30 protein-coding genes and 1 other annotated feature are annotated in these 24,516 nt (G+C 42.5%); all 30 genes read right to left on the reverse strand.

Translation table 11 applies throughout. The features are described 5' to 3' along the window. Nucleotides 1-4: 4 nt before the first annotated feature. Complete coding sequence (rpsH, locus tag AC07VD_RS20105; protein WP_003241998.1) at nucleotides 5-403, reverse strand: 30S ribosomal protein S8; 399 nt, start codon at nucleotides 401-403, stop codon at nucleotides 5-7. A 31-nt stretch (nucleotides 404-434) separates the two neighbouring features. Then, the gene (gene rpsN, locus AC07VD_RS20110; RefSeq protein WP_003156488.1) at nucleotides 435-620 is read right to left on the reverse strand and encodes a 30S ribosomal protein S14; all 186 of its coding nucleotides are present in this window, start codon (nucleotides 618-620) and stop codon (nucleotides 435-437) included. Nucleotides 621-642: 22 nt separating this feature from the next. Next, on the reverse strand, nucleotides 643-1,182 hold the full coding sequence (rplE, locus tag AC07VD_RS20115; RefSeq protein ID WP_003225809.1) for a 50S ribosomal protein L5: 540 nt from the start codon (nucleotides 1,180-1,182) through the stop codon (nucleotides 643-645). A gap of 26 nt (nucleotides 1,183-1,208) precedes the next feature. Beyond that, nucleotides 1,209-1,520, reverse strand: a complete 312-nt coding sequence (gene rplX, locus AC07VD_RS20120; RefSeq protein ID WP_003156486.1) for a 50S ribosomal protein L24 — start codon at nucleotides 1,518-1,520, stop codon at nucleotides 1,209-1,211. A gap of 36 nt (nucleotides 1,521-1,556) precedes the next feature. Then, complete coding sequence (gene rplN, locus AC07VD_RS20125) at nucleotides 1,557-1,925, reverse strand: 50S ribosomal protein L14 (RefSeq protein WP_003225805.1); 369 nt, start codon at nucleotides 1,923-1,925, stop codon at nucleotides 1,557-1,559. 40 nt (nucleotides 1,926-1,965) lie between these two features. Beyond that, nucleotides 1,966-2,229, reverse strand: a complete 264-nt coding sequence (gene rpsQ / locus AC07VD_RS20130; RefSeq protein ID WP_003225804.1) for a 30S ribosomal protein S17 — start codon at nucleotides 2,227-2,229, stop codon at nucleotides 1,966-1,968. Between the two features lie 22 nt (nucleotides 2,230-2,251). Further along, a complete protein-coding gene (gene rpmC, locus AC07VD_RS20135; RefSeq protein WP_003156482.1) occupies nucleotides 2,252-2,452 on the reverse strand; it encodes a 50S ribosomal protein L29 in 201 nt (66 codons plus the stop codon). Continuing rightward, nucleotides 2,442-2,876, reverse strand: a complete 435-nt coding sequence (rplP, locus tag AC07VD_RS20140; RefSeq protein ID WP_003225801.1) for a 50S ribosomal protein L16 — start codon at nucleotides 2,874-2,876, stop codon at nucleotides 2,442-2,444. Before rplP ends, rpmC begins: the two co-directional genes overlap by 11 nt. 1 nt (nucleotide 2,877) lies before the next feature. Next, nucleotides 2,878-3,534: a 30S ribosomal protein S3 gene (gene rpsC, locus AC07VD_RS20145; RefSeq protein WP_003242001.1), complete on the reverse strand. Its 657-nt coding sequence runs from the start codon at nucleotides 3,532-3,534 to the stop codon at nucleotides 2,878-2,880. 3 nt (nucleotides 3,535-3,537) lie between these two features. Continuing rightward, nucleotides 3,538-3,879, reverse strand: a complete 342-nt coding sequence (gene rplV, locus AC07VD_RS20150; RefSeq protein WP_003156475.1) for a 50S ribosomal protein L22 — start codon at nucleotides 3,877-3,879, stop codon at nucleotides 3,538-3,540. A gap of 16 nt (nucleotides 3,880-3,895) precedes the next feature. After that, on the reverse strand, nucleotides 3,896-4,174 hold the full coding sequence (gene rpsS, locus AC07VD_RS20155; RefSeq protein WP_003156472.1) for a 30S ribosomal protein S19: 279 nt from the start codon (nucleotides 4,172-4,174) through the stop codon (nucleotides 3,896-3,898). A 57-nt stretch (nucleotides 4,175-4,231) separates the two neighbouring features. Continuing rightward, entirely contained in the window at nucleotides 4,232-5,065 is an 834-nt protein-coding gene (gene rplB / locus AC07VD_RS20160) for a 50S ribosomal protein L2 (protein ID WP_003225795.1), read from the reverse strand. 31 nt (nucleotides 5,066-5,096) lie between these two features. Next, nucleotides 5,097-5,384: a 50S ribosomal protein L23 gene (gene rplW, locus AC07VD_RS20165; RefSeq protein ID WP_003156467.1), complete on the reverse strand. Its 288-nt coding sequence runs from the start codon at nucleotides 5,382-5,384 to the stop codon at nucleotides 5,097-5,099. Continuing rightward, nucleotides 5,384-6,007: a 50S ribosomal protein L4 gene (gene rplD, locus AC07VD_RS20170; RefSeq protein ID WP_004399658.1), complete on the reverse strand. Its 624-nt coding sequence runs from the start codon at nucleotides 6,005-6,007 to the stop codon at nucleotides 5,384-5,386. Before rplD ends, rplW begins: the two co-directional genes overlap by 1 nt. A gap of 27 nt (nucleotides 6,008-6,034) precedes the next feature. Then, nucleotides 6,035-6,664 carry a 50S ribosomal protein L3 gene (gene rplC / locus AC07VD_RS20175; RefSeq protein ID WP_004399671.1) on the reverse strand — a complete coding sequence of 210 codons (630 nt, stop codon included), beginning with the start codon at nucleotides 6,662-6,664 and terminating at the stop codon, nucleotides 6,035-6,037. A gap of 39 nt (nucleotides 6,665-6,703) precedes the next feature. Next, nucleotides 6,704-7,012 carry a 30S ribosomal protein S10 gene (gene rpsJ / locus AC07VD_RS20180; protein ID WP_003156464.1) on the reverse strand — a complete coding sequence of 103 codons (309 nt, stop codon included), beginning with the start codon at nucleotides 7,010-7,012 and terminating at the stop codon, nucleotides 6,704-6,706. Between the two features lie 236 nt (nucleotides 7,013-7,248). Then, nucleotides 7,249-8,205: an alpha/beta fold hydrolase gene (locus AC07VD_RS20185; RefSeq protein ID WP_494721964.1), complete on the reverse strand. Its 957-nt coding sequence runs from the start codon at nucleotides 8,203-8,205 to the stop codon at nucleotides 7,249-7,251. A 98-nt stretch (nucleotides 8,206-8,303) separates the two neighbouring features. Beyond that, nucleotides 8,304-9,494: an elongation factor Tu gene (tuf, locus tag AC07VD_RS20190; RefSeq protein WP_017695827.1), complete on the reverse strand. Its 1,191-nt coding sequence runs from the start codon at nucleotides 9,492-9,494 to the stop codon at nucleotides 8,304-8,306. Nucleotides 9,495-9,613: 119 nt separating this feature from the next. Continuing rightward, a complete protein-coding gene (fusA, locus tag AC07VD_RS20195; protein WP_003235056.1) occupies nucleotides 9,614-11,692 on the reverse strand; it encodes an elongation factor G in 2,079 nt (692 codons plus the stop codon). 53 nt (nucleotides 11,693-11,745) lie between these two features. Continuing rightward, complete coding sequence (gene rpsG / locus AC07VD_RS20200) at nucleotides 11,746-12,216, reverse strand: 30S ribosomal protein S7 (protein WP_003225784.1); 471 nt, start codon at nucleotides 12,214-12,216, stop codon at nucleotides 11,746-11,748. Between the two features lie 41 nt (nucleotides 12,217-12,257). Next, nucleotides 12,258-12,674, reverse strand: coding sequence for a 30S ribosomal protein S12 (rpsL, locus tag AC07VD_RS20205; RefSeq protein WP_003225781.1), 417 nt, complete (start codon nucleotides 12,672-12,674; stop codon nucleotides 12,258-12,260). A gap of 113 nt (nucleotides 12,675-12,787) precedes the next feature. Continuing rightward, a complete protein-coding gene (locus AC07VD_RS20210; protein ID WP_003225778.1) occupies nucleotides 12,788-13,036 on the reverse strand; it encodes a 50S ribosomal protein L7ae-like protein in 249 nt (82 codons plus the stop codon). A 178-nt stretch (nucleotides 13,037-13,214) separates the two neighbouring features. After that, nucleotides 13,215-16,814 carry a DNA-directed RNA polymerase subunit beta' gene (gene rpoC / locus AC07VD_RS20215; RefSeq protein ID WP_004399688.1) on the reverse strand — a complete coding sequence of 1,200 codons (3,600 nt, stop codon included), beginning with the start codon at nucleotides 16,812-16,814 and terminating at the stop codon, nucleotides 13,215-13,217. A gap of 61 nt (nucleotides 16,815-16,875) precedes the next feature. Continuing rightward, nucleotides 16,876-20,457: a DNA-directed RNA polymerase subunit beta gene (gene rpoB, locus AC07VD_RS20220; RefSeq protein ID WP_009966326.1), complete on the reverse strand. Its 3,582-nt coding sequence runs from the start codon at nucleotides 20,455-20,457 to the stop codon at nucleotides 16,876-16,878. A gap of 245 nt (nucleotides 20,458-20,702) precedes the next feature. Then, the gene (locus AC07VD_RS20225) at nucleotides 20,703-21,308 is read right to left on the reverse strand and encodes a class I SAM-dependent methyltransferase (protein ID WP_003235045.1); all 606 of its coding nucleotides are present in this window, start codon (nucleotides 21,306-21,308) and stop codon (nucleotides 20,703-20,705) included. 89 nt (nucleotides 21,309-21,397) lie between these two features. After that, nucleotides 21,398-21,769, reverse strand: coding sequence for a 50S ribosomal protein L7/L12 (gene rplL, locus AC07VD_RS20230; RefSeq protein ID WP_003156436.1), 372 nt, complete (start codon nucleotides 21,767-21,769; stop codon nucleotides 21,398-21,400). Nucleotides 21,770-21,814: 45 nt separating this feature from the next. Further along, entirely contained in the window at nucleotides 21,815-22,315 is a 501-nt protein-coding gene (gene rplJ / locus AC07VD_RS20235; protein ID WP_003235042.1) for a 50S ribosomal protein L10, read from the reverse strand. Nucleotides 22,316-22,380: 65 nt separating this feature from the next. Beyond that, nucleotides 22,381-22,521, reverse strand: a sequence feature (ribosomal protein L10 leader region). Nucleotides 22,522-22,566: 45 nt separating this feature from the next. Then, nucleotides 22,567-23,265, reverse strand: coding sequence for a 50S ribosomal protein L1 (rplA, locus tag AC07VD_RS20240; RefSeq protein WP_003235040.1), 699 nt, complete (start codon nucleotides 23,263-23,265; stop codon nucleotides 22,567-22,569). Between the two features lie 94 nt (nucleotides 23,266-23,359). Then, nucleotides 23,360-23,785, reverse strand: coding sequence for a 50S ribosomal protein L11 (gene rplK / locus AC07VD_RS20245; RefSeq protein WP_003156430.1), 426 nt, complete (start codon nucleotides 23,783-23,785; stop codon nucleotides 23,360-23,362). 167 nt (nucleotides 23,786-23,952) lie between these two features. Continuing rightward, the gene (gene nusG, locus AC07VD_RS20250) at nucleotides 23,953-24,486 is read right to left on the reverse strand and encodes a transcription termination/antitermination protein NusG (protein ID WP_003225764.1); all 534 of its coding nucleotides are present in this window, start codon (nucleotides 24,484-24,486) and stop codon (nucleotides 23,953-23,955) included. Nucleotides 24,487-24,516: the final 30 nt, after the last annotated feature.

Consider the following 24,516-nt stretch of genomic DNA (forward strand, 5'->3'; position numbering starts at 1 on the left):
CTTCTTACCAAACGTATGCTAGAACTTCTCCACCAGCTTGTTTTGCACGGGCTTCTTTGTCCGTTAAAACACCTTGTGATGTAGAAATAATCGCGATTCCAAGACCGTTAAGTACGCGAGGTACTTCATTAGATTTAGCATAAACACGCAAACCAGGCTTGCTGATTCTTTTAAGACCAGTGATAACGCGCTCGTTGTTTTGTCCGTATTTCAAGAAAACGCGGATGATACCTTGTTTGCTGTCTTCTACGAACTCAACGTCACGAATGAAACCTTCACGCTTTAAAATTTCAGCAATTTCTCTTTTCAATTTAGAAGCAGGAATTTCAAGCTTCTCATGACGTACCATGTTTGCATTGCGAATACGAGTTAGCATATCTGCAATTGGATCTGTCATAACCATTATATAATTACCTCCTTCCCTTTCTTGGGGATTACCAGCTGGCTTTTTTCACGCCAGGAATTTGTCCTTTATATGCAAGCTCACGGAAACAAATACGGCAAAGTTTAAATTTACGAATGACTGAATGCGGACGTCCGCAGCGTTCACAGCGTGTGTACTCTTGTACTTTAAACTTTGGTGTACGTTGTTGTTTCGCAATCATAGACTTTTTAGCCACGATTTCGCCTCCCTTTCATTGATTATTTCTGGAACGGCATACCTACTTGAGTTAATAGCTCACGAGCTTCTTCGTCAGTATTAGCTGTTGTTACGATAACGATGTCCATTCCGCGAACCTTTGTTACTTTATCGTAGTCAATTTCAGGGAAGATTAACTGTTCTTTGATACCAAGTGTGTAGTTGCCGCGACCGTCGAAAGATTTTTTAGAAACCCCGCGGAAGTCACGTACACGCGGTAAAGATACAGAAATAAGTTTATCAAGGAAATCATACATGCGCTCTCCGCGAAGAGTTACTTTCGCACCGATAGGCATTCCCTCACGAAGACGGAATCCAGCAATTGATTTCTTCGCACGAGTAACGACAGGTTTTTGACCTGCGATAAACGTTAATTCTTCAACAGCACTGTCGATTGCTTTGGCGTTTTGAACAGCGTCACCAACACCCATGTTGATTACGATTTTTTCGATTTTAGGCACTTGCATGACTGAATCATAATTGAACTTAGTCATTAAAGCAGGTGCAATTTCTTTATTGTACTTTTCTTTAAGGCGGTTCATGAGATAGACCTCCCTTCCTTTTAATACTATTTATCTAGAACTTGCCCAGATTTTTTTGCTACACGAACTTTTTTGCCATCTTCCACTTTGTATCCTACGCGAGTCACTTCACCTGTTTTAGGATCGAGCGGCATAACGTTTGATACATGAATTGGCGCCTCTTGATTAGAAATACCGCCTTGAGGGTTAGCTTGAGTTGGTTTAGAGTGTTTCTTTACCATGTTAACACCTTCAACTAAAACGCGGTCCTTTTTAGGGAAAGCAGCAAGGATTGTTCCTTGTTTGCCTTTATCTTTACCAGAGATAACCATAACTTTATCGCCTTTTTTTACATGCATCCTGATCGCACCTCCTTGAGTAAGGCATTTATTTCATTAGATAACTTCTGGAGCTAGAGAAACAATTTTCATAAAGTTGTTTTCACGCAATTCACGAGCAACTGGTCCGAAGATACGAGTTCCGCGTGGGCTCTTGTCGTCACGGATGATAACACATGCATTCTCATCGAAGCTGATGTATGAACCGTCACTTCTGCGCGCTCCGCTTTTAGTGCGAACGATAACAGCTTTTACGACTTCACCTTTTTTGACAACGCCTCCTGGTGTTGCTTGTTTAACCGTGCAAACAATTACATCACCAATGTTAGCTGTTTTACGTCCAGAACCACCAAGAACTTTAATAGTAAGTACTTCACGTGCGCCAGAGTTGTCAGCTACTTTTAAACGAGTCTCTTGTTGAATCATTATTTGTTACCTCCCTTCGGAAAAAGAATTCCGAACTTTATTAGATAATAACAGCTTCTTCGACAACTTCAACTAGACGGAAACGCTTAGTTGCAGACAAAGGACGAGTTTCCATAATCTTAACGATGTCACCGATTTTAGCTTGATTATTTTCATCATGTGCTTTGAATTTTTTTGAGTATTTTACGCGTTTACCGTAAAGTGTATGTTTTTTGTATGTCTCAACAACAACAGTAATGGTTTTATCCATTTTGTCAGAAACAACACGGCCTTGGTAAACTTTGCGTTGGTTACGTTCGCTCATGCTCACGACCTCCCCTCAGTGATTATTTATTAGCAGCAATTTCTCTTTCACGAATCACAGTTTTCATGCGCGCGATAGCTTTGCGCACTTCACGAATGCGAGCAGTATTTTCAAGTTGTCCTGTCGCTAATTGAAAGCGAAGATTGAAAAGTTCTTCTTTAAGAGACTTTACTTTTTGTTCAATTTCAGCAGTGGTAAGGTCACGAATTTCATTAGCTTTCATTTGATTCACCACCAATTTCTTCACGTTTTACGAACTTCGTTTTAATTGGCAATTTGTGAGATGCAAGGCGAAGCGCTTCACGAGCAACCTCTTCAGACACACCAGAAATTTCAAATAAAACTTTGCCCGGTTTTACAACAGCTACCCAACCTTCTGGAGCCCCTTTACCGGATCCCATACGTACCTCAAGTGGTTTAGCAGTGTAAGGTTTAGAAGGGAAAATTTTGATCCAAACTTTACCGCCACGTTTCATGTAACGAGTCATCGCAATACGTGCAGCTTCGATTTGACGGTTAGTAATCCAAGAAGCTTCAAGAGCTTGGATACCGAATTCTCCGAAATGTACTTCAGTACCGCCTTTCGCACGGCCACGCATTTTTCCGCGATGCTCTCTGCGATATTTAACGCGTTTTGGTAATAACATATTATTTTCCTCCTTCCTCAGTTTTCTTCTTAGTAGGAAGAACCTCTCCACGATAGATCCAGACTTTTACACCAAGCTTACCGTAAGTAGTATCAGCTTCAGATGTTGCATAGTCAATGTCCGCACGCAATGTGTGCAATGGAACAGTTCCTTCACTGTAGTATTCAGAACGAGCGATATCTGCACCGCCAAGACGACCAGAAACCATTGTTTTCACACCTTGTGCTCCAGCACGCATAGTACGTTGGATTTGTTGTTTCTGCGCACGGCGGAAAGAAACACGGTTTTCTAATTGACGAGCGATGTTGTCAGCAACTAACTGTGCATCAAGATCTGCTCTTTTGATTTCAAGAATGTTAATGTGTACACGCTTGCCAGTAAGGCTGTTAAGGGCTTTGCGAAGTGCTTCGACTTCAGAACCGCCTTTACCGATAACCATACCAGGCTTAGCTGTGTGGATCGTAATGTTAACGCGGTTTGCTGCACGCTCGATTTCTACTTTAGAAACAGAAGCGTCAGAAAGGCGTTTGCTAATGTATTCACGAATTTTTAAATCTTCGTGCAGGAAGTCAGCGTAATCTTTACCAGCGTACCACTTAGATTCCCAATCACGAATGACTCCGATACGAAGACCGACTGGATTTACCTTTTGACCCACTACTTATCCCTCCTTCTTTTCTGATACAACGATTGTAATGTGGCTCGTACGTTTGTTGATTTGGCTCGCACGTCCCATAGCACGTGGGCGGAATCTTTTTAACGTAGGGCCTTCGTCAACGAATGCTTGAGATATAACCAGGTTGTTAGCGTCCATTTCATAGTTATGCTCAGCATTTGCAATAGCGGATTTTAATACTTTCTCGATAATTGGAGAAGCAGCTCTTGGTGTAAGGTTCAAGATTGATACTGCCTCACCTACTTGCTTGCCTCGAATCAGGTCCATTACTAGACGTGCTTTACGAGGAGCAATACGGACTGTTCTTGCAACAGCTTTAGCTTGCATTTAAAAGCCTCCTCTCTTAGCGTCTTGTTTTTTTGTCATCACTTGCATGACCTTTGTACGTACGAGTTGGAGCGAATTCACCCAACTTGTGCCCTACCATATCTTCAGAGATGAATACAGGCACGTGTTTACGTCCGTCATAGACTGCGATTGTGTGACCAATAAACTGTGGGAAAATAGTAGAACGACGAGACCAAGTTTTTACGACTTGTTTCTTGTCAGTTTCATTTAATTTCTCGATTTTAGTCATCAAGTGTCCATCGACAAATGGTCCTTTTTTTAAGCTGCGAGCCATTTTGGAACCTCCCTTCGTGATTGCACTACGGTCCGAAAAGAACCGTAGACAACCCCGTTATTTATTTTTACGACGACGTACGATAAATTTATCGGATTTGTTCTTTTTCTTACGAGTCTTGAATCCAAGAGTTGGTTTGCCCCATGGAGACATTGGTGATTTACGTCCGATTGGCGCACGTCCTTCACCACCACCGTGTGGGTGATCGTTAGGGTTCATTACAGAACCACGAACTGTAGGACGGATGCCTTTCCAGCGAGAACGTCCAGCTTTACCAATGTTGATAAGTTCGTGCTGTTCGTTACCTACTTGACCGATAGAAGCACGGCAAGCAGAAAGGATCATGCGAACTTCACCAGAGTTAAGACGTACAAGAACGTATTTACCTTCTTTACCAAGAACCTGAGCAGATGTACCAGCTGAACGTACAAGCTGTCCGCCTTTACCAGGTTTTAATTCAATGTTATGCACAACTGTACCAACAGGGATGTTGATAAGTGGAAGTGCATTACCTACTTTAATGTCAGCTTCAGGACCTGACATGATTTCAGTACCTACTTGAATTCCTTTAGGAGCAAGAATGTAACGTTTTTCTCCGTCTGCATAGTTGATTAGAGCGATGTTAGCTGAACGGTTTGGATCGTATTCAACTGTAGCAACGCGTCCAGGTATACCATCTTTATCGCGTTTGAAGTCGATAACACGGTATTGGCGTTTATGTCCGCCACCTTGGTGACGTACAGTCAATTTACCTTGGTTGTTACGTCCGCCTTTTTTGTGAAGGGGAGCAAGCAAGGATTTTTCCGGCTTGTCAGTCGTGATTTCAGCAAAATCTGAAGTTGTCATGCCACGACGTCCATTAGAGGTCGGTTTATACTTTTTAATCGCCATTTTGAATTTCCCTCCTTCTTTTTACAGATAATTAAGCTTCAAAAATTTCGATTTCTTTGCTGTCTGCAGTAAGTTTTACGATCGCTTTTCTGCGACGGCTAGTCATACCAGTGTAGCGTCCGACACGTTTTGATTTGCCTTTGTAGTTCATGATGTTGACTTTGTCAACTTTCACTCCAAAGATGCTTTCAACCGCGTCTTTCACTTCTGTTTTGTTAGCTCTTACATCAACTTCAAAAGTATATTTCTTTTCAGTCATTAAATCGGCAGAACGTTCAGTAATGACGGGGCGCTTTAGAACATCACGAGGATCTTTCATTATGCAAGCACCTCCTCTACTTTTTCAACCGCTGCTTTTGTAATCAGAAGCTTCTCGTGGTTGACAACGTCTAAAACGTTGATTCCGTTAGCTTCAACAACAGTAACTCCAGGAATGTTGCGAGCAGATAATGCTACTGCTTCGTTTGCATCCGCAGTTACGATTAAAGCTTTTTTCTCAACAGATAATCCTTTAAGGATAGCTGCCATTTCTTTTGTTTTAGCCGTATCAAGAGTAAGATCTTCAAGAACGATGATGTTGTTGTCGATCACTTTAGAAGACAATACTGATTTGATTGCCAAGCGGCGAACTTTTTTAGGTAATTTATAAGAATAGCTGCGTGGTGTTGGGCCGAATACGACACCACCTCCGCGCCATTGCGGTGAACGGATTGAACCTTGACGGGCACGTCCAGTACCTTTTTGACGCCATGGTTTACGACCTCCGCCGCGTACTTCAGAACGATTTTTTACTTTGTGAGTTCCTTGACGTAAGGAAGCTCTTTGCATAAGAATAGCGTCGAATACAACACTCTCATTTGGTTCGATACCAAATACAGAAGCGTTTAATTCGATGTCACCAGCAGTAGAACCGTTTTGGTTGTATAATGCTACTTTTGGCATAATCAATTTCCTCCTTTCCTAAGAGAATTATTTAGATTTAACAGCACTTTTAACAGTGATTAAAGATTTCTTCGCACCAGGTACGTTACCTTTGATCAAAAGAAGATTGCGTTCTGCATCAACTTTTACGATTTCAAGGTTTTGAACAGTGATTTGCTCTCCGCCCATACGTCCAGGTAATAATTTACCTTTGAATACACGGTTAGGATCTACAGGTCCCATTGAACCAGGACGACGGTGGTAGCGTGAACCGTGAGACATAGGTCCGCGAGATTGTCCGTGGCGCTTGATCGCACCTTGGAAACCTTTACCTTTAGATACTCCTGTTACATCTACGATTTCTCCAGCAGAGAAAATTTCAACCTTGACTTCCTGACCAACTTCATACGCATCCATTTCCACTCCGCGTAATTCTTTAACGAAGCGCTTAGGAGCAGTTTCCGCTTTTGCAACGTGCCCTTTTTCAGGTTTGTTAGAAAGCTTTTCACGCTTGTCGTCAAAACCAAGCTGGATTGCTTCGTAACCGTCGTTTTCAGCTGTTTTCTTTTGAAGAACAACGTTTGGAGCAGCCTCGATAACAGTTACCGGAATAAGATCACCATTCTCAGCGAATACTTGCGTCATACCAATTTTTCTTCCTAAGATTCCTTTGGTCATTCGTCACACCTCCTATTAAGATCATTCTATATTTTAGAATTAAAGTTTAATTTCGATATCGACACCAGATGGTAAGTCTAATCGCATAAGAGCATCAACAGTTTGTGGTGTTGGGTTCACAATGTCGATTAAACGTTTATGTGTACGCATTTCAAATTGCTCACGAGAATCTTTGTATTTGTGCACCGCACGAAGGATTGTGTAAACTGATTTTTCAGTTGGCAACGGAATCGGACCAGATACGCTGGCACCAGAACGTTTTGCCGTTTCAACAATCTTCTCTGCAGATTGATCAAGGATTCTATGATCATATGCTTTCAAACGAATACGAATTTTTTGTTTTGCCATTATTTTCCCTCCTTTTCGCCTACATCACGTTAGACAGTTCTCCGTGAGAAAAACCTGAACACCTTGCCATGGCAAAGCGGCCGGGTGTGTCAGCAACCTCTCACTTCATCGCAGTCAAAGACCAACATACACCATTATACAGAAAATAGGCGCATGTTGCAAGACTTATTTAAAATATGCATGGTTTGCACACTTTTTTTATTATACAGGGGTTTTTCTTATTTATCAAGGATCTATCATAAATGGTGTCGTGCATGCCGACTTAATGTGTTCGCGAATAATGATGGCTCCTCAATATGCGGGGTGTGAGCTGAATTCTCAAATTGAAACCAGCGCTTTTCAGGTGCCTCAAGTTCTTGATAATACTGTTTCGATATTTCTGCAGGAACAATTAAGTCATGTTTCCCTGAAATGAAAACACACGGTACTTTAATAGAAGGAACTGATGTAAAAGCATTAAACCGGTACAACTCATCAGTTAAATGTTTTTTACTGAAGCGCAATCCATTAAGGAAGCTGTGCATGTTCCGCACTCCATACTCATTACCAGTAAGCATTTGAAATAATACAGCTAGAGATTGACGATGACGGTGAGTGAATCCTCCCCTGGTTAGCTCAACACAAAACCGATAGATAAGGTGCTGGATATCCTGCTTCCAAGGCGGAGCACCAATGAAACGTGTGAGGAAAGATAATATGCTGGCTTTTTTTGATTCGGAAATTTCACGAATATGTTGATAAGCAGTTGATTCTTCATCTTGCGGGTTAACAACCTGGCTGATTCCATAATACGTGTAAAATAAATCAGGACGCTGCTGCAGCACATGAAGCGCCAGTATTGATCCCCAAGAATGACCGGCTAGGTAAAGTTTTGATTTTGAAAAATGAGCTAAAAGCCATTGAGTGACTTGGATTGTATCTTTAATGAAGTGATTTATTGTCATAGAGTGATGCGAAATTCGCTTAGAATAAGAAAGCCCCGATCCTCTCTGATCCCAATGAACTACTGTAAAATACTGTTCCAGCTCTTTTTGATAATGTCTAACATATCCGATTTGCGACGTTCCCGGCCCGCCATGTAAAAAAAGCAGCAATGGATTTTTCACGTCAACTCCATTAATCATCAGCATTTGCTTTGTATTTCCAATGCTTAGTTCTTTCATGATTGCGATTGATTTCTTTTCAGGAATCATAAATATTAACCCCTCGAATATGATAGATCCTATTATACAAGAAAAAGATAAGCAAACAAAAAACGAGACCCGCAGGGGTCTCGTTTAAAATCATACTATTACTCAGTGATTGTAGAAACAACGCCTGAACCAACAGTACGTCCGCCTTCACGAATAGAGAAACGAGTTCCTTCTTCGATAGCGATTGTAGAAATAAGTTCAACGTTCATTTCAGTGTTATCTCCAGGCATAACCATTTCTACGCCTTCTGGAAGATGGATGATACCAGTTACGTCAGTTGTACGGAAGTAGAACTGAGGACGGTAGTTAGAGAAGAATGGAGTATGACGTCCACCCTCTTCTTTAGAAAGAACGTAAACTTCAGCTTTGAATTTGCTGTGTGGAGTGATTGTACCTGGTTTAGCAAGTACTTGACCACGTTGGATTTCTTCACGAGATACACCGCGAAGAAGGGCACCAATGTTGTCACCAGCTTCAGCGTAATCAAGAAGCTTACGGAACATTTCAACACCTGTAACAGTTGTTTTCTTGTTCTCATCTTGAAGACCGATGATTTCAACTTCGTCACCGACTTTAACTTGTCCGCGTTCTACACGGCCAGTAGCAACTGTACCACGACCAGTGATTGAGAATACGTCCTCAACTGGCATCATGAATGGTTTTTCAGTGTCGCGTTCTGGAGTTGGGATGTACTCATCAACCGCATCCATAAGTTCGAAGATTTTCGCTTCGTACTCAGCGTCACCTTCAAGAGCTTTAAGAGCAGAACCTTTGATTACTGGTACATCATCACCAGGGAAGTCGTATTCGCTAAGAAGATCGCGAACTTCCATTTCAACTAGTTCAAGAAGCTCTTCGTCGTCTACCATGTCGCATTTGTTTAAGAATACAACGATGTATGGTACACCAACGTTTTTAGAAAGAAGGATGTGCTCACGAGTTTGTGGCATTGGGCCATCAGCAGCAGATACTACAAGGATAGCTCCGTCCATTTGCGCAGCACCAGTGATCATGTTTTTAACATAGTCAGCGTGTCCTGGGCAGTCAACGTGTGCATAGTGACGAGTTTCAGTTTCGTACTCAACGTGTGCAGTAGAGATTGTGATACCGCGCTCACGTTCTTCTGGAGCACCATCAATTTGATCGTACGCCATAGCTGTACCTTTACCAGATTTCTTATGAAGTACTGTTGTGATAGCAGCAGTTAAAGTTGTTTTACCATGGTCAACGTGTCCAATTGTACCAATATTGGCATGTGATTTGGAACGGTCGAATTTTTCTTTAGCCATTCTAAAATCCTCCTTAAGAGCTTTTAATTAGTAATGTATAGAGTGATAGGAAGTGAAAGAAAGCTTTCACTTCCTCATCTTACAATAGTAGTTATACTTGAGTTAAGAGGCAAAATCAATTATTCGCCTTTATTTTTTTTGATAATTTCTTCTGCGACGCTCTTCGGCACTTCTTCGTAGTGATCCATGTGCATAGTGAACGTACCGCGACCTTGCGTATTAGAACGAAGTGCAGTAGCGTAACCGAACATTTCAGCAAGAGGAACCATAGCGCGAACAACTTGAGCGTTACCGCGTGCTTCCATACCTTCTACGCGTCCGCGACGTGAAGTGATATCACCCATGATATCTCCCATGTATTCTTCTGGAATAACCACTTCTACTTTCATGATTGGTTCAAGAAGAACTGGGTTACATTTGCTGACTGCATTTTTCAATGCCATAGAAGCAGCAACTTTAAATGCCATTTCGTTTGAGTCAACATCATGGTAAGAACCGTCGAAAAGTTTAGCTTTAATGTCGATAAGCGGGAAGCCTGCTAGTACACCATTTTCAAGTGCATCTTCCAGACCTGCTTGAACAGCTGGGATATATTCACGAGGAACGACCCCACCGACAATCGCATTTTCAAATTCAAAGCCAGCGCCTTCTTCGTTTGGTTCGAATTCGATCCAAACGTGTCCGAACTGACCGCGTCCACCAGACTGACGTACGAATTTACCTTCAACTTTTGCACCGGTACGGAATGTTTCACGGTACGCAACTTGAGGAGCACCAACATTGGCTTCTACTTTAAATTCGCGTTTCATACGGTCAACAATGATATCAAGGTGAAGTTCACCCATACCAGAGATGATCGTTTGGCCAGTTTCTGGGTTTGTTTGAGTACGGAATGTAGGATCTTCTTCAGCAAGTTTCGCTAAAGCGATACCCATTTTATCTTGGTCAGCTTTTGATTTAGGCTCAATAGCAACGTCGATAACTGGTTCTGGGAATTCCATTGACTCAAGGATAACAAGATCCTTCTCATCACATAGAGTATCTCCAGTAGTTGTATCTTTTAGACCTACAGCAGCTGCGATATCCCCTGCGTATACAGTAGAGATTTCTTCACGGCTGTTAGCGTGCATTTGAAGAATACGTCCAACACGCTCACGTTTGCCTTTAGTAGAGTTTTTCACGTATGAACCAGAATCAAGTGTTCCAGAGTACACACGGAAGAACGTCAACTTACCAACGTAAGGGTCAGTCATAACTTTAAATGCTAATGCAGAGAATGGCTCTTCGTCAGAAGAATGACGCTCAATCTCTTCATTTGTATCAGGACGTGTACCTTTGATTGCAGCAACGTCAGTTGGTGCAGGAAGGTAGTCAAGAACAGCATCAAGTACTAGTTGAACACCTTTGTTTTTGAAGGCAGAACCAACAAGAACAGGGTAGAATTCAACATTTAATGTACCTTTACGAATTCCTGCTTTTAACTCGTCAATTGTGATTTCTTCACCCTCAAGGTACTTATCCATAAGCTCTTCATCAAGCTCACATACAGCTTCAATAAGGCTGTTGCGAAGCTCTTCAGCTTGCTCTTTGTACTCTTCAGGGATCTCTTTTGCATCAGAACGAGTTCCGAGGTCATCTTCGTAGAAATACGCAACGTTTTCTACAAGGTCGATGATACCTTCGAAGTTATCTTCAGCACCGATCGGCAATTGAATTGCATGAGCGTTTGCTTGAAGACGGTCTCTTAAAGTTCCTACAGAGTAAAGGAAGTCTGCACCGATTTTGTCCATTTTGTTAACAAAAACGATACGCGGTACTCCATAAGTTGTTGCCTGACGCCAAACAGTTTCTGTTTGAGGCTCAACGCCTGATTGCGCGTCAAGTACAGCAACAGCACCATCAAGTACACGAAGAGAACGTTCAACTTCAACTGTGAAGTCTACGTGTCCTGGAGTGTCGATGATGTTTACGCGGTATCCTTTCCACTGTGCAGTTGTCGCAGCGGAAGTGATTGTGATACCACGTTCTTGTTCCTGCTCCATCCAGTCCATTTGTGAAGCTCCTTCATGAGTTTCACCAATTTTGTGGATACGACCAGTATAGAACAAGATACGTTCTGTAGTAGTCGTTTTACCGGCATCGATGTGAGCCATGATACCGATATTACGAGTTTTTTCTAAGGAGAACTCTCTTGCCATTGGGTAATTTCTCCTTCCTTATTAGGAAATTGTGTTTTGTTAATCTATAAATCCTACCAGCGATAGTGAGCAAATGCTTTGTTTGCTTCAGCCATCTTATGAGTGTCTTCACGTTTCTTAACAGCAGCACCAGTGTTGTTAGCTGCGTCAAGGATTTCGTTAGCTAAACGCTCTTCCATCGTTTTTTCTCCGCGAAGACGAGCGTAGTTAACTAACCAGCGAAGTCCAAGAGTCGTACGACGTTCAGGACGAACTTCTACAGGAACTTGGTAGTTCGCACCACCTACACGGCGTGCTTTTACTTCAAGTACAGGCATGATGTTTTTCAATGCTTGTTCGAAAACCTCCATTGCATCATTGCCAGTACGTTCTTTAATGATATCGAATGACTTGTATAGGATTGTTTGAGACTTACCTTTTTTACCATCGATCATCATTTTGTTGATTAAACGAGATACAAGCTTAGAGTTGTAAATCGGATCAGGTAAAACATCTCTTTTTGCTACAGGACCTTTACGTGGCATCTGAATATCCTCCCTTCATCAATTATGCGTATTTTCGTATATTATTTTGCTTTAGGTTTTTTCGTACCGTATTTAGAACGGCCTTGTGCACGATTTTCAACTCCAGCAGTATCAAGCGCACCACGAACGATGTGGTAACGTACCCCTGGTAAGTCTTTTACACGTCCGCCGCGGATAAGTACAACACTGTGCTCTTGCAGGTTGTGACCGATACCAGGAATGTAAGCAGTAACCTCGATTCCGTTAGTCAAACGAACACGAGCATATTTACGAAGTGCTGAGTTCGGTTTTTTCGGTGTCATTGTACCAACACGAGTACATACCCCGCGTTTTTGTGGAGAAGATACGTTAGTGTGCTCTTTTTTAAAGCTGTTGTATCCTTTGTTAAGTGCAGGAGACTTTGAGTTTTCTACTTTACTCACGCGTCCTTTGCGAATTAGCTGATTAATTGTAGGCATGAATTTTTCCTCCCTTCATTACGTTTTATAACCCACATACCCAGGTGGTTCATCAAAAGGCAAAAAACAATGTCTTTACACAAGATGGAAACTTACGCAAAAACAAAAGTACGTTATAAAATAATGGCAACAGCGGCTGCTCCTACCTCAATTCCGCAGGCTTTGCCGAGCTTTTTCATGGATTCAACCATTGAGACAGAGATACCTTGATCTTCAGCAAGTGAAACAACACTTGACGTGAGTATCGGATCTGCGTCTTTTGCAACGACTACTTCCTTTACTGAACCTCGCTTTAGAGCTTTCACTGTTTGCTTCGTACCAATAATAATTGATTTGGCCTGTGATACTTTATCATAAGACATAAACATATCCTCCAAAGTAACAGGTTTATTTCGAGCACCTTGGTTATATTATCATTCTAGGAGACGAATGTCAACAAGGTATGACATTTTTTAGATTCGTTCTTCTCATAGAGTGACTTTTTCATAAATATATCTGCTGAAAGACTGTTTTTGCAGTCTTTCAGCAGAGTTAAATCAGTTATTCAACCGGGACCATATCGTCAGTCGGCTGAACATTTGATACTGGTTTTACTTTACGGTATTTCATCATTCCTGTACCAGCTGGAACAAGCTTACCGATGATAACATTCTCTTTCAAGCCGAGAAGCTCGTCACGCTTACCTTTGATCGCTGCATCTGTAAGGACACGTGTTGTTTCCTGGAAGGAAGCAGCAGATAAGAATGAATCAGTTTCAAGAGATGCTTTTGTAATACCGAGTAAGACAGGACGGCCTGTAGCAGGTCGATTGCCTTCAAGCAATACCTTTTTGTTCGCTTCAGTAAATTGGTGAATATCAAGCAATGTACCTGGAAGTACATCAGTGTCACCGGCATCAATCACGCGTACTTTGCGAAGCATCTGGCGAACCATTACTTCTACGTGTTTATCACCGATTTCAACACCCTGCATACGGTAAACCTTTTGAACCTCATGGAGAAGATACTCTTGAACAGTTGTCAGGTCAGTTACTTTAAGAAGTTCTTTCGGATCGATTGAACCTTCTGTCAGTACTTGGCCTCGAGTAATTTTATCTCCTTCCGCTACTTTCAGGCGGGAGTTGTAAGGTGCCGTATAAGAACGTGTTTCCACTGCGCCTTGAACCACAATTTCCTGTTGCTTATCACGAACTTCATTGATTTCAACGACTGTACCGTCGATTTCTGTAATTGTTGCCTGACCTTTCGGATTACGCGCTTCGAAAAGCTCTTGGATACGCGGAAGACCCTGTGTGATATCGTCTCCGGCAACCCCGCCTGTATGGAATGTACGCATTGTTAACTGTGTACCAGGCTCACCGATTGATTGGGCAGCAATGATTCCGACAGCTTCACCGACTTCAACATCGGAGCCAGTTGCAAGATTTCGGCCATAGCATCGTTTACATACACCATGAGGCGTATTACATGTGAAGGCAGACCGGATCCATACTTCTTCAATGCCGGCTTCGACAATCTCCAGTGCTTTATCTTCATCGATCAGTTCGTTTTCATTCACAAGCACTTCACCTGTTTCAGGGTGCTTCACTTGTTTTCTTGCAAAACGTCCGATTAAGCGTTCTTCTAAGCGCTCAATTGTTTCGGTTCCTTCTTTAAGAGGCTTAGCAAGAATGCCTCGGTCAGTTCCGCAATCAGTTTCACGGATGATAACATCCTGCGCAACGTCAACGAGACGGCGTGTAAGGTAACCTGAGTCAGCAGTTTTAAGAGCGGTATCGGCAAGACCTTTACGCGCACCATGTGTGGAGATAAAGTACTCCAATACTGTCAGACCTTCACGGAAACTTGATTTGATCGGCAACTCAATGATACGTCCAGCCGGGTTGGCCATCAGGCCGCGCATTCCGGCAAGCTGCGTAAAGTTAGATGCGTTACCACGGGCACCAGAGTCACTCATCATGTAGATCGGGTTGAGTTCATCAAGTGATTTCATCAGTTTGCCTTGGATAACGTCTTTTGCAGCACTCCAGATAGAGATGACTCTCTCATAGCGTTCTTCTTCAGTGATAAGACCGCGGCGGAACTGCTTCATAACGTTGTCAACTTTGCTTTGCGCTTCTTCAAGAATTTCTTGTTTATCATCGAGTACGACGATGTCAGAAACCCCAACTGTAATACCAGCTTTTGTTGAATATTTGAAACCTAGGTTTTTCATGCGGTCAAGCATTTTAGACGTTTCCGTAATATGGAATCGTTTAAAGATTTCCGCGATGATTTTACCCAGAATGCCTTTTTTAAACGGCGCATTGATTGGCTGCTGTGCGATAACAGCTTTAACGTCAGCACCTTTTTCTAAGAAGAAACGGTCAGGTGTTTTCTCTTCAATGTTGCTCTTCGTTGGTTCATTCATGTAAGGGAATGATTCCGGAAGAATTTCATTGAAGACAAGCTTACCGACAGTTGTAATTAACAATTTTGAGCGCTGTTCTTCGGTAAATGTCACATTCTTAAGTGAGTTAGCTGCAACAGCTACTCTCGTATGAAGGTGAACATATCCGTTTTGATAAGCAAGAAGCGCTTCGTCTGTATTCTTGAAGACCATGCCTTCACCGACAGCACCAGCACGCTCAAGTGTCAGGTAATAGTTACCTAGTACCATATCCTGAGACGGTGTTACAACCGGTTTACCATCTTTAGGGTTCAAGATGTTTTGAGCAGCAAGCATCAAGATGCGTGCTTCAGCTTGTGCTTCAGCAGATAATGGTACGTGAACCGCCATTTGGTCACCGTCAAAGTCAGCGTTGTAAGCTGTACATACGAGCGGGTGAAGACGGATTGCGCGTCCTTCAACAAGCGTTGGTTCAAACGCCTGGATACCTAATCTGTGAAGAGTAGGGGCACGGTTCAGCAGTACCGGGTGCTCCTTAATAACTGATTCTAGTACATCCCAAACTTCAGGCTGTACGCGCTCAATTTTGCGTTTCGCACTCTTAATGTTGTGAGCAAGACCTTTTTCAACAAGTTCTTTCATAACGAAAGGTTTGAAAAGTTCAAGTGCCATTTCCTTCGGTAATCCGCATTGGTACATTTTCAAATGAGGACCAACAACGATTACAGAACGTCCGGAGTAATCGACACGTTTACCAAGAAGGTTTTGACGGAAACGTCCTTGCTTCCCTTTCAGCATGTGAGAAAGAGATTTTAACGGTCTGTTACCAGGACCTGTTACAGGGCGTCCGCGGCGGCCGTTGTCAATTAGGGCATCGACAGCCTCTTGAAGCATACGCTTTTCGTTTTGAACAATGATGCTAGGCGCACCAAGGTCCAAAAGGCGTTTCAAACGATTGTTACGGTTGATGACACGACGATAAAGGTCATTCAAATCAGAAGTCGCAAAACGTCCGCCATCTAGCTGAACCATCGGTCTAAGCTCCGGAGGAATAACAGGAAGCACATCAAGGATCATCCAAGAAGGCTTGTTTCCTGAGTTACGGAAGGCTTCTAAAACTTCAAGACGTTTGATCGCACGAGTACGGCGTTGTCCTTGTGAAGTTTTCAGCTCTTCTTTTAACATATCAACTTCTTTTACAAGATCGATATCTTGAAGAAGTTTATGAATTGCTTCAGCACCCATAGATGCTTGGAATTTATTACCGTATTTATCAAGATAAGCACGATATTCTTTCTCAGACAGAAGCTGTTTCTTTTCAAGCGGTGTATTCGCCGGATCAGTTACAACGTAAGAAGCAAAGTAAATGACTTCTTCTAAAGCACGAGGTGACATATCCAGCACAAGACCCATACGACTTGGAATACCTTTGAAATACCAAATGTGGGAAACTGGGGCAGCCAGTTCAATGTGCCCCATTCTCTCACGACGGACTTTAGCCCGTGTTACTTCGACTCCGCAGCGGTCACAAACTACGCCTTTATAACGAACTCGCTTGTACTTCCCGCAATGACATTCCCAGTCCTTAGTCGGTCCGAAAATGCGTTCGCAGAATAGACCGTCCTTTTCAGGTTTTAACGTACGATAGTTTATCGTTTCAGGCTTTTTCACTTCACCAAAAGACCATGAACGGATTTTATCTGGTGAAGCAAGACCGATGTTCATATACTCAAAATTGTTCACATCTAGCAAGGGGCCTACCTCCCTTTTTATCTTCGGATTAACCGATGTCACTTGCCTTTATAACTAGAGATTATTCTTTTGTTACTACATCGCGTTCAACGTCTGCAGATGCTGTTTCTTCCGGCTCTTCATCACCTGATAATGCCAGGCCGTCAGCTTGTTTCGCATCTTCTTCGTCTTCTAAATCTCTCATTTCTATTTCTTCTTCATCACCAGAAAGGATTTTGACATCCATACCTAAGCTTTGAAGTTCTTTGATTAATACTTTGAATGATTCCGGAACACCTGGTTCAGGAACATTGTCGCCTTTAACGATGGCTTCGTATGTTTTCACACGTCCAACCACGTCATCAGACTTAACAGTCAGAATTTCTTGAAGAGTGTAAGCCGCACCGTAAGCTTCAAGTGCCCAAACCTCCATCTCACCAAAACGCTGTCCGCCAAATTGCGCTTTACCGCCAAGAGGCTGCTGCGTAACAAGTGAGTAAGGGCCTGTAGAGCGTGCATGAAGTTTATCGTCAACCATGTGAGCTAGTTTGATCATGTACATGATACCGACAGATACACGGTTATCAAACGGCTCTCCAGTACGTCCGTCGTAAAGCACTGTTTTGGCGTCACGAGACATGCCGGCTTCTTCAAGTGTTTCCCAGACATCCTCTTCTCGCGCTCCGTCAAATACAGGAGATGCAATGTGAATGCCAAGGTAACGAGCGGCCATACCCATGTGAAGTTCCAATACCTGCCCGATGTTCATACGTGATGGTACGCCCAGCGGGTTAAGCATGATATCAATTGGTGTGCCGTCAGGAAGGTAAGGCATATCCTCTTCAGGAAGAATCTTAGAGATAACACCTTTGTTACCGTGACGACCGGCCATTTTATCCCCTTCAGAAATCTTACGTTTCTGAACGATATATACGCGTACTAACTGGTTAACACCTGGAGGAAGTTCGTCTCCGTCTTCACGGTTGAAGACTTTAACGTCATGGATAATTCCGCCGCCGCCATGAGGCACACGAAGAGAAGTATCACGAACCTCGCGGGCTTTCTCGCCAAAGATGGCGTGAAGAAGGCGTTCTTCTGCAGTCAGTTCAGTTACGCCTTTAGGCGTTACTTTACCAACAAGAAGATCTCCGTCTTTTACTTCTGCCCCAATACGGATGATTCCGCGGTCATCAAGATTGCGAAGCGCATCTTCACCGACGTTTGGAATATCGCGAGTGATTTCTTCAGGTCCAAGTTTCGTATCACGTGCTTCTGATTCGTATTCTTCAATGTGGATAGATGTATAAACATCATCCTTCACTAGGCGTTCACTCATGATGATGGCATCCTCATAGTTGTAGCCATCCCATGTCATGAAGCCGACCATTACGTTACGGCCAAGTGCAAGTTCACCAAGCTCCATAGAAGGACCGTCAGCAAGGATTTCTCCTTTTACCACTTCATCGCCGACACTTACGATCGGACGCTGGTTGTAGCACGTACCTTGGTTAGAGCGGACAAATTTCAGCAGGCTGTATTTATCCAGGTTTCCTTTTACTTTTTGACCGTCTACTTCTTCATAACGGCGAACCCAAACGTTTTTCGCTTCTACGCGTTCAACGATACCAGGGTGTTTACAAATAACAGCGGCACCAGAGTCTTTTCCTGATACGTATTCCATACCAGTTCCAACAAATGGCGCTTCCGGCTGCATCAAAGGCACAGCCTGACGCTGCATGTTCGCTCCCATGAGGGCACGGTTGGAGTCATCGTTTTCTAAGAACGGGATACATGCTGTCGCAGCAGATACAACCTGCTTAGGCGATACATCCATGTAGTCTACACGATTTCTGGAAACAACGGTGTTCTCCCCGCGGAAACGAGCTACGATGCTGTCATCAATAAAGGCGCCTTCGTCATCAAGACGAGCATTCGCTTGAGCGACAACATAGTTATCCTCTTCATCAGCAGTTAAGTAATCGATTCTGCCCGTTACCTTCCCTGTTTCAGGGTCAACGCGGCGATATGGCGTTTCAATAAAGCCAAAACGGTTTACTTTTGCATAAGATGATAGTGAGTTGATCAAACCGATGTTCGGGCCCTCAGGCGTTTCAATCGGACACATACGGCCATAGTGGGAGTAGTGAACGTCACGCACTTCCATTCCGGCACGCTCACGTGTCAATCCGCCCGGTCCTAATGCTGACAGACGACGCTTGTGCGTTAATTCAGCAAGCGGGTTCGTCTGATCCATGAATTGAGAAAGCTGTGAGCTTCCAAAGAACTCTTTAATGGACGCAATAACAGGACGAATATTGATCAGCTGCTGAGGCGTAATTGTATTCGTATCTTGAATTGACATTCTCTCACGAACCACACGCTCCATACGGCTTAAACCGATACGGAATTGGTTCTGGAGAAGCTCACCTACAGAACGTAAACGGCGGTTTCCAAGATGATCGATATCATCTGTGTCGCCTACTCCGTGCAGCAGGTTGAAGAAGTAGCTGATTGAAGAAATAATATCAGCAGGCGTGATGTTTTTAATCTCTTCTTCGATGTAAGCATTGCCGATTACATTAATAACCTGTTCTCCTTCTTGATCAGTCGGAGCAAAGATTTTAATTGATTGAAGAGTCACTTCATCTTCAACAACGCCGCCATTCGGATACAGCTTTCTGAAACCGATTCCGTTTTCTAAGTATGGCAGTACTTTATCAAGTGTTCTTCTATCAAGAATCTGACCTTTTTCAGCAAGGATTTCTCCTGTTTCAGGATCAACAAGCGTTTCAGCAAGTCTCTGATTGAAGAGGCGATTCTTAATATGAAGTTTTTTATTAATTTTATAGCGTCCTACATTGGCAAGATCGTATCGTTTCGGATCAAAGAAACGAGAATCAAGCAAGCTTTTCGCATTTTCTACTGTAGGCGGCTCTCCAGGACGGAGACGCTCGTAAATTTCCAGCAACGCTTTGTCGCTGTTTTCTGTGTTATCTTTATCAAGCGTATTTCGCAGGTATTCGTTTTCTCCTATGAGATCAAGAATCTCTTGATCGGAGCCGAAGCCGAGAGCACGCAAAAGAACCGTAACCGGCAACTTACGTGTGCGATCAATGCGGACATAAACAACATCTTTCGCATCAGTTTCGTATTCTAACCATGCGCCACGGTTTGGAATGACAGTTGCGGTAAAACCTTTTTTACCGTTTTTGTCTACTTTACCACTGAAATATACACTTGGAGACCGAACAAGCTGGGAAACGATAACGCGTTCCGCACCGTTAATGATAAAAGTACCTGTATCTGTCATAATAGGGAAATCACCCATGAAGACATCTTGGTCTTTTACCTCTCCAGTTTCTTTGTTAATTAAACGAACCTTCACTCTTAGCGGAGCTGAGTAAGTCACATCACGTTCTTTTGATTCCTCTACAGGATATTTAGGCTCACCTAAACTATAATCAATGAACTCAAGAGAGAGGTTACCAGTGAAATCCTCAATTGGTGATATGTCTTGAAACATCTCTCTAAGACCCTCATCAAGAAACCACTGATAAGAAGAGGTTTGAATTTCAATGAGATTTGGTAATTCTAACACTTCGCTAATGCGAGCATAGCTTCTGCGCTGGCGGTGTCGTCCATACTGAACTAGTTGACCTGTCAACTGATTCACCCCTCAAATCATGCGTATTATATGTGTAATAAGCATTTCTTCCAAAGAAAGAAAATACTTTTACAAGACAAAAGAAAAAAGGGTTTCTAATTAAGAAAACCACATCCAAAAACAAATACCGATTTTATTAGCATTTCCATACTTGTATAATTTATACATAGATATTGACAATTCATCATATCAAGCAAAATATATACATTGGCATTTTACAATATTAACATAGTTAAAATACCGAGTCAAACTTTTTTTGCTTTTATGATATAATAGCCTTTCTTTTTTTGAACGACAGAAACTTCATCAAACAGTTCCTCGAGCTTTTCAATGGCCGAAGGCGCGCCTTGCTTTTTCTGTATGACGATCCACAACTCACCTGAAGCTTTTAAGTGTTCAGCGCTTTTCTCAAAGATAGCATGGACAACTTTTTTTCCGGCTCGGATTGGGGGATTTGTAAGAATAGAAGCAAATGTTTGAGCAGAATCAACGTTTGAAAACAAATCGCTTTGATAAATCTTAACGTTTGTTATTCCGTTTTGTTCCGCATTTTCATTTGATAGTTCTACGGCTCTCTCATTAACGTCAATCATGTGGATAGTCCGGTCTTTAAAGTCGCTGGCGAGCGATAAACCAATCGGGCCGTATCCGCAGCCTACATCCAAAATGCCGCCCTCAACCTCAGGCTCTTCAAAAGAATCAATCAGCAGGCGGGAGCCGAAATCAACTTCTTTTTTAGAAAAAACCCCGCTGTCGCTGGTAAACGTGAAATCTTTATTCCGAAGCCTAAAAGACCAGGTTTGCTTGTTGCTTTTCACTGAAGGTTTTTCTGAATAATAGTGCTCACTCATTATTAGAACCTCCTTTTTTCACGGCTTAAAGAATGGCAAAGAAAAAGCTCGCCTCATAAAAGCGAGCTTCCCCTACAGGTAAGTGAAGATTACTTAACTTCTACAGAAGCGCCAACTTCTTCAAGTTTAGCTTTAAGCTCTTCAGCTTCTTCTTTAGCAATACCTTCTTTAAGTGGTTTTGGAGTGTTGTCAACAAGTTCTTTAGCTTCTTTCAAGCCAAGACCAGTGATTTCACGTACAACTTTGATAACTTTGATTTTTTGAGATCCTGCACCAGCAAGGATAAGATCGAATTCGCTTTGCTCTTCAGCAGCTCCGCCTGCAGCAGCTCCGCCAGCTACAGCTACAGGAGCAGCAGCAGTTACGCCAAATTCTTCTTCGATTGCTTTTACTAGGTCGTTCAATTCAAGTACAGTTGCTTCTTTAACGGAAGCAATGATTTCTTCAATATTTAAAGCCATTTGTAATTCCTCCATTTTGTTTTAATTTATGAAAAACTGATTAGATTAAGCGCCTTGTTCTTCCTTTTGTTCTGCCACAGCTTTTGCAGCAAGAGCAAGGTTGCGAACTGGAGCTTGAAGTACGCTAAGCAACATAGAAAGCAAGCCTTCGCGTGATGGAAGTTCAGCAAGAGCTTTCACTTCTTCAACAGTAGAAACTTTACCTTCGATAACGCCAGCTTTGATTTCAAGAGCTTCGTGATTTTTAGCGAAGTCATTAAGAACTTTAGCCGGAGCGACAACATCTTCAGTGCTGAATGCGATCGCGTTCGGTCCAGTTAAGAAATCATTCAAACCATTAAGCTCAGCTTGTTCAACCGCACGGCGAGTCATCGTATTTTTGTAAACTTTGAACTCAACGTTAGCTTCGCGAAGCTGTTTACGAAGTTCAGTTACTTCAGAAACGTTAAGTCCGCGATAGTCAACGATGATCGTTGATTTACTTTCTTTCAGTTTAGAAGCAATTTCTTCAACAACAACTTTTTTTGTTTCAATTGCGCTGCTCATGGTTACACCTCCTGTAGATTCTTGTGTAACACTTATACCGTTAGGTGATCACGACTGAGACGACGGATTCCATATAAAAAGCCTCCATGAGACATGGAGGCTGTATATACAAGCATACGTAACGTAATAGCTGTGATAATATACACCTCGGTAGGATAATTAAGCGGTTAGGCCCCTACTGTCTACGGTATAAATGATATTCTATTTTACAACATTTTGAATAATATCAGAATGTTGATGTCATGTCAATATTATTTTACGTTAAAAGTTGAAGAGTCTACTTTGACACCAGGTCCCATAGTAGAAGTTACAGCAACGTTTTTCACGTAAACGCCTTTAGCTGCAGCAGGTTTAGCTTTAAGGATTGTATCGTACATTGTTGTGAAGTTCTCAACAAGTTTTTCATCCTCGAAAGAAACTTTACCGATAGGCACATGAATGTTTCCAGCTTTATCAACGCGGTATTCAACTTTACCAGCTTTGATTTCGCCGATCGCTTTTTCAACTTCGAAAGTAACTGTACCAGTTTTAGGGTTTGGCATTAAACCTTTTGGTCCAAGTACACGACCGATTTTACCAACTTCACCCATCATGTCAGGTGTAGCTACGATTACATCGAAATCGAACCAGCCTTGTTGAATTTTGTTGATGTAGTCAGTATCGCCTACGAAATCTGCACCAGCAGCTTCAGCTTCTTTCGCTTTTTCGCCTTTTGCGAAAACGAGAACGCGCTGAGTTTTACCAGTTCCGTTTGGAAGCACAACTGCTCCACGGATTTGCTGGTCGTTTTTACGAGGGTCAACCCCTAAACGGAAAGCCACTTCAACTGTAGCGTCGAATTTAGCTGTGTTTGTTTTTTTAACGAGAGCTACTGCTTCAGAGACGTCGTAAGCTTTAGAACGGTCTACAAGCTTAGCAGCTTCAACGTACTTTTTACCTTTTTTAGCCATTTTAAAATTTCCTCCTTATGTGGTTATAGCGGAATAACCTCCCACGAATAAGGGTTGCGAACTTGTTAAAACTCGCAACCCGACAAGAAACAAATTAATCCTCGATTACAATACCCATACTGCGGGCAGTACCTTCAACCATGCGCATTGCCGCTTCAACGTCTGCTGCGTTTAAGTCAGGCATTTTCGTTTCAGCGATTTCGCGTACTTTATCGCGCTTAACGGTTGCCACTTTATTACGGTTTGGTTCACCAGAACCAGACTCAATTCCAGCTGCTTTTTTAAGCAATACTGCAGCAGGTGGAGTTTTTGTAATAAATGTAAATGAACGGTCTTCGTAAACCGAAATTTCAACAGGAATGATTAAACCAGCTTGGTCAGCTGTACGAGCGTTAAACTCCTTACAGAATCCCATGATGTTAACACCGGCTTGACCAAGTGCAGGTCCAACTGGTGGTGCTGGGTTAGCTTTTCCAGCAGGAATTTGCAATTTTACAACTTTAACTACTTTTTTAGCCACGAGACACACCTCCTTAAGTCCGTGATGTGGTAATAGGGTAAACCCTCCCACTCAAGGTTTCATTCTTTATATGAATGACGAAATATCATGCTAGTTGCCTTGGATAAGTCCAAGACGTACCTTTGCTATATTATCATTTATATATAGCAATTTCAAGTTTTTTCACATTACAATTTATCGATTTGGGTAAATTCCAGCTCAACCGGCGTTTCACGGCCGAACATATTAACGAAAACTTTGACCTTGCTTTTATCATAATCAATCTCTTCAATTGATCCTGTAAAGTTAGCAAAAGGTCCGTCTATTACTTTCACTGTCTCTTTCAGTTCAAAGTCAATATCAGTTTTGCGTTCATCCATGCCCATTCTCTTCAGAATGGTTTCTGCTTCGCCCGGAAGAAGCGGCGTCGGTTTTGAACCTGACCCGGCAGATCCTACGAATCCAGTAACGCCCGGCGTGTTTCGGACAACATACCAAGAGTCGTCTGTCATTACAATTTCAACAAGCACATAACCAGGGAACACTTTCTTTTTCACGACTTTTTTCTTGCCGTTTTTGATATCCGTTTCTTCTTCTTCGGGTACGACTACACGGAAAATTTTATCCTGCATCCCCATTGATTCAACACGTTTTTCCAAGTTGGCTTTTACTTTATTCTCATAACCAGAGTACGTGTGAACAACATACCAATTCTTTTCCATTCTATTCAGGACTGTCCAGTCCTTCCCTCC

This window comes from Bacillus sp. GW821-FHT01G09 (assembly GCF_059422205.1).

Coding starts and splice junctions, on each gene's coding strand:
- rplD (WP_004399658.1), bottom strand. CDS start 6,007: ATGCCAAAAGTAGCATTATACAACCAAAACGGTTCTACTGCTGGTGAC.
- tuf (WP_017695827.1), bottom strand. CDS start 9,494: ATGGCTAAAGAAAAATTCGACCGTTCCAAATCACATGCCAATATTGGT.
- rpsQ (WP_003225804.1), bottom strand. CDS start 2,229: ATGAGCGAACGTAACCAACGCAAAGTTTACCAAGGCCGTGTTGTTTCT.
- rpsG (WP_003225784.1), bottom strand. CDS start 12,216: ATGCCACGTAAAGGTCCTGTAGCAAAAAGAGATGTTTTACCTGATCCG.
- rpmC (WP_003156482.1), bottom strand. CDS start 2,452: ATGAAAGCTAATGAAATTCGTGACCTTACCACTGCTGAAATTGAACAA.
- fusA (WP_003235056.1), bottom strand. CDS start 11,692: ATGGCAAGAGAGTTCTCCTTAGAAAAAACTCGTAATATCGGTATCATG.
- nusG (WP_003225764.1), bottom strand. CDS start 24,486: ATGGAAAAGAATTGGTATGTTGTTCACACGTACTCTGGTTATGAGAAT.
- rplV (WP_003156475.1), bottom strand. CDS start 3,879: ATGCAAGCTAAAGCTGTTGCAAGAACAGTCCGTATTGCTCCTCGTAAA.
- AC07VD_RS20225 (WP_003235045.1), bottom strand. CDS start 21,308: ATGAGTGAGCACTATTATTCAGAAAAACCTTCAGTGAAAAGCAACAAG.
- rpsS (WP_003156472.1), bottom strand. CDS start 4,174: ATGGCTCGCAGCTTAAAAAAAGGACCATTTGTCGATGGACACTTGATG.
- rplL (WP_003156436.1), bottom strand. CDS start 21,769: ATGGCTTTAAATATTGAAGAAATCATTGCTTCCGTTAAAGAAGCAACT.
- rplB (WP_003225795.1), bottom strand. CDS start 5,065: ATGGCGATTAAAAAGTATAAACCGACCTCTAATGGACGTCGTGGCATG.
- rplX (WP_003156486.1), bottom strand. CDS start 1,520: ATGCATGTAAAAAAAGGCGATAAAGTTATGGTTATCTCTGGTAAAGAT.
- rplA (WP_003235040.1), bottom strand. CDS start 23,265: ATGGCTAAAAAAGGTAAAAAGTACGTTGAAGCTGCTAAGCTTGTAGAC.
- rplP (WP_003225801.1), bottom strand. CDS start 2,876: ATGTTATTACCAAAACGCGTTAAATATCGCAGAGAGCATCGCGGAAAA.
- rplE (WP_003225809.1), bottom strand. CDS start 1,182: ATGAACCGCCTTAAAGAAAAGTACAATAAAGAAATTGCACCTGCTTTA.
- rplC (WP_004399671.1), bottom strand. CDS start 6,664: ATGACCAAAGGAATCTTAGGAAGAAAAATTGGTATGACGCAAGTATTC.
- rpsJ (WP_003156464.1), bottom strand. CDS start 7,012: ATGGCAAAACAAAAAATTCGTATTCGTTTGAAAGCATATGATCATAGA.
- rplW (WP_003156467.1), bottom strand. CDS start 5,384: ATGAAAGATCCTCGTGATGTTCTAAAGCGCCCCGTCATTACTGAACGT.
- rplN (WP_003225805.1), bottom strand. CDS start 1,925: ATGATTCAACAAGAGACTCGTTTAAAAGTAGCTGACAACTCTGGCGCA.
- rpsH (WP_003241998.1), bottom strand. CDS start 403: ATGGTTATGACAGATCCAATTGCAGATATGCTAACTCGTATTCGCAAT.
- AC07VD_RS20185 (WP_494721964.1), bottom strand. CDS start 8,205: ATGATTCCTGAAAAGAAATCAATCGCAATCATGAAAGAACTAAGCATT.
- rpsL (WP_003225781.1), bottom strand. CDS start 12,674: ATGCCTACAATTAATCAGCTAATTCGCAAAGGACGCGTGAGTAAAGTA.
- rplJ (WP_003235042.1), bottom strand. CDS start 22,315: ATGAGCAGCGCAATTGAAACAAAAAAAGTTGTTGTTGAAGAAATTGCT.
- AC07VD_RS20210 (WP_003225778.1), bottom strand. CDS start 13,036: ATGTCTTATGATAAAGTATCACAGGCCAAATCAATTATTATTGGTACG.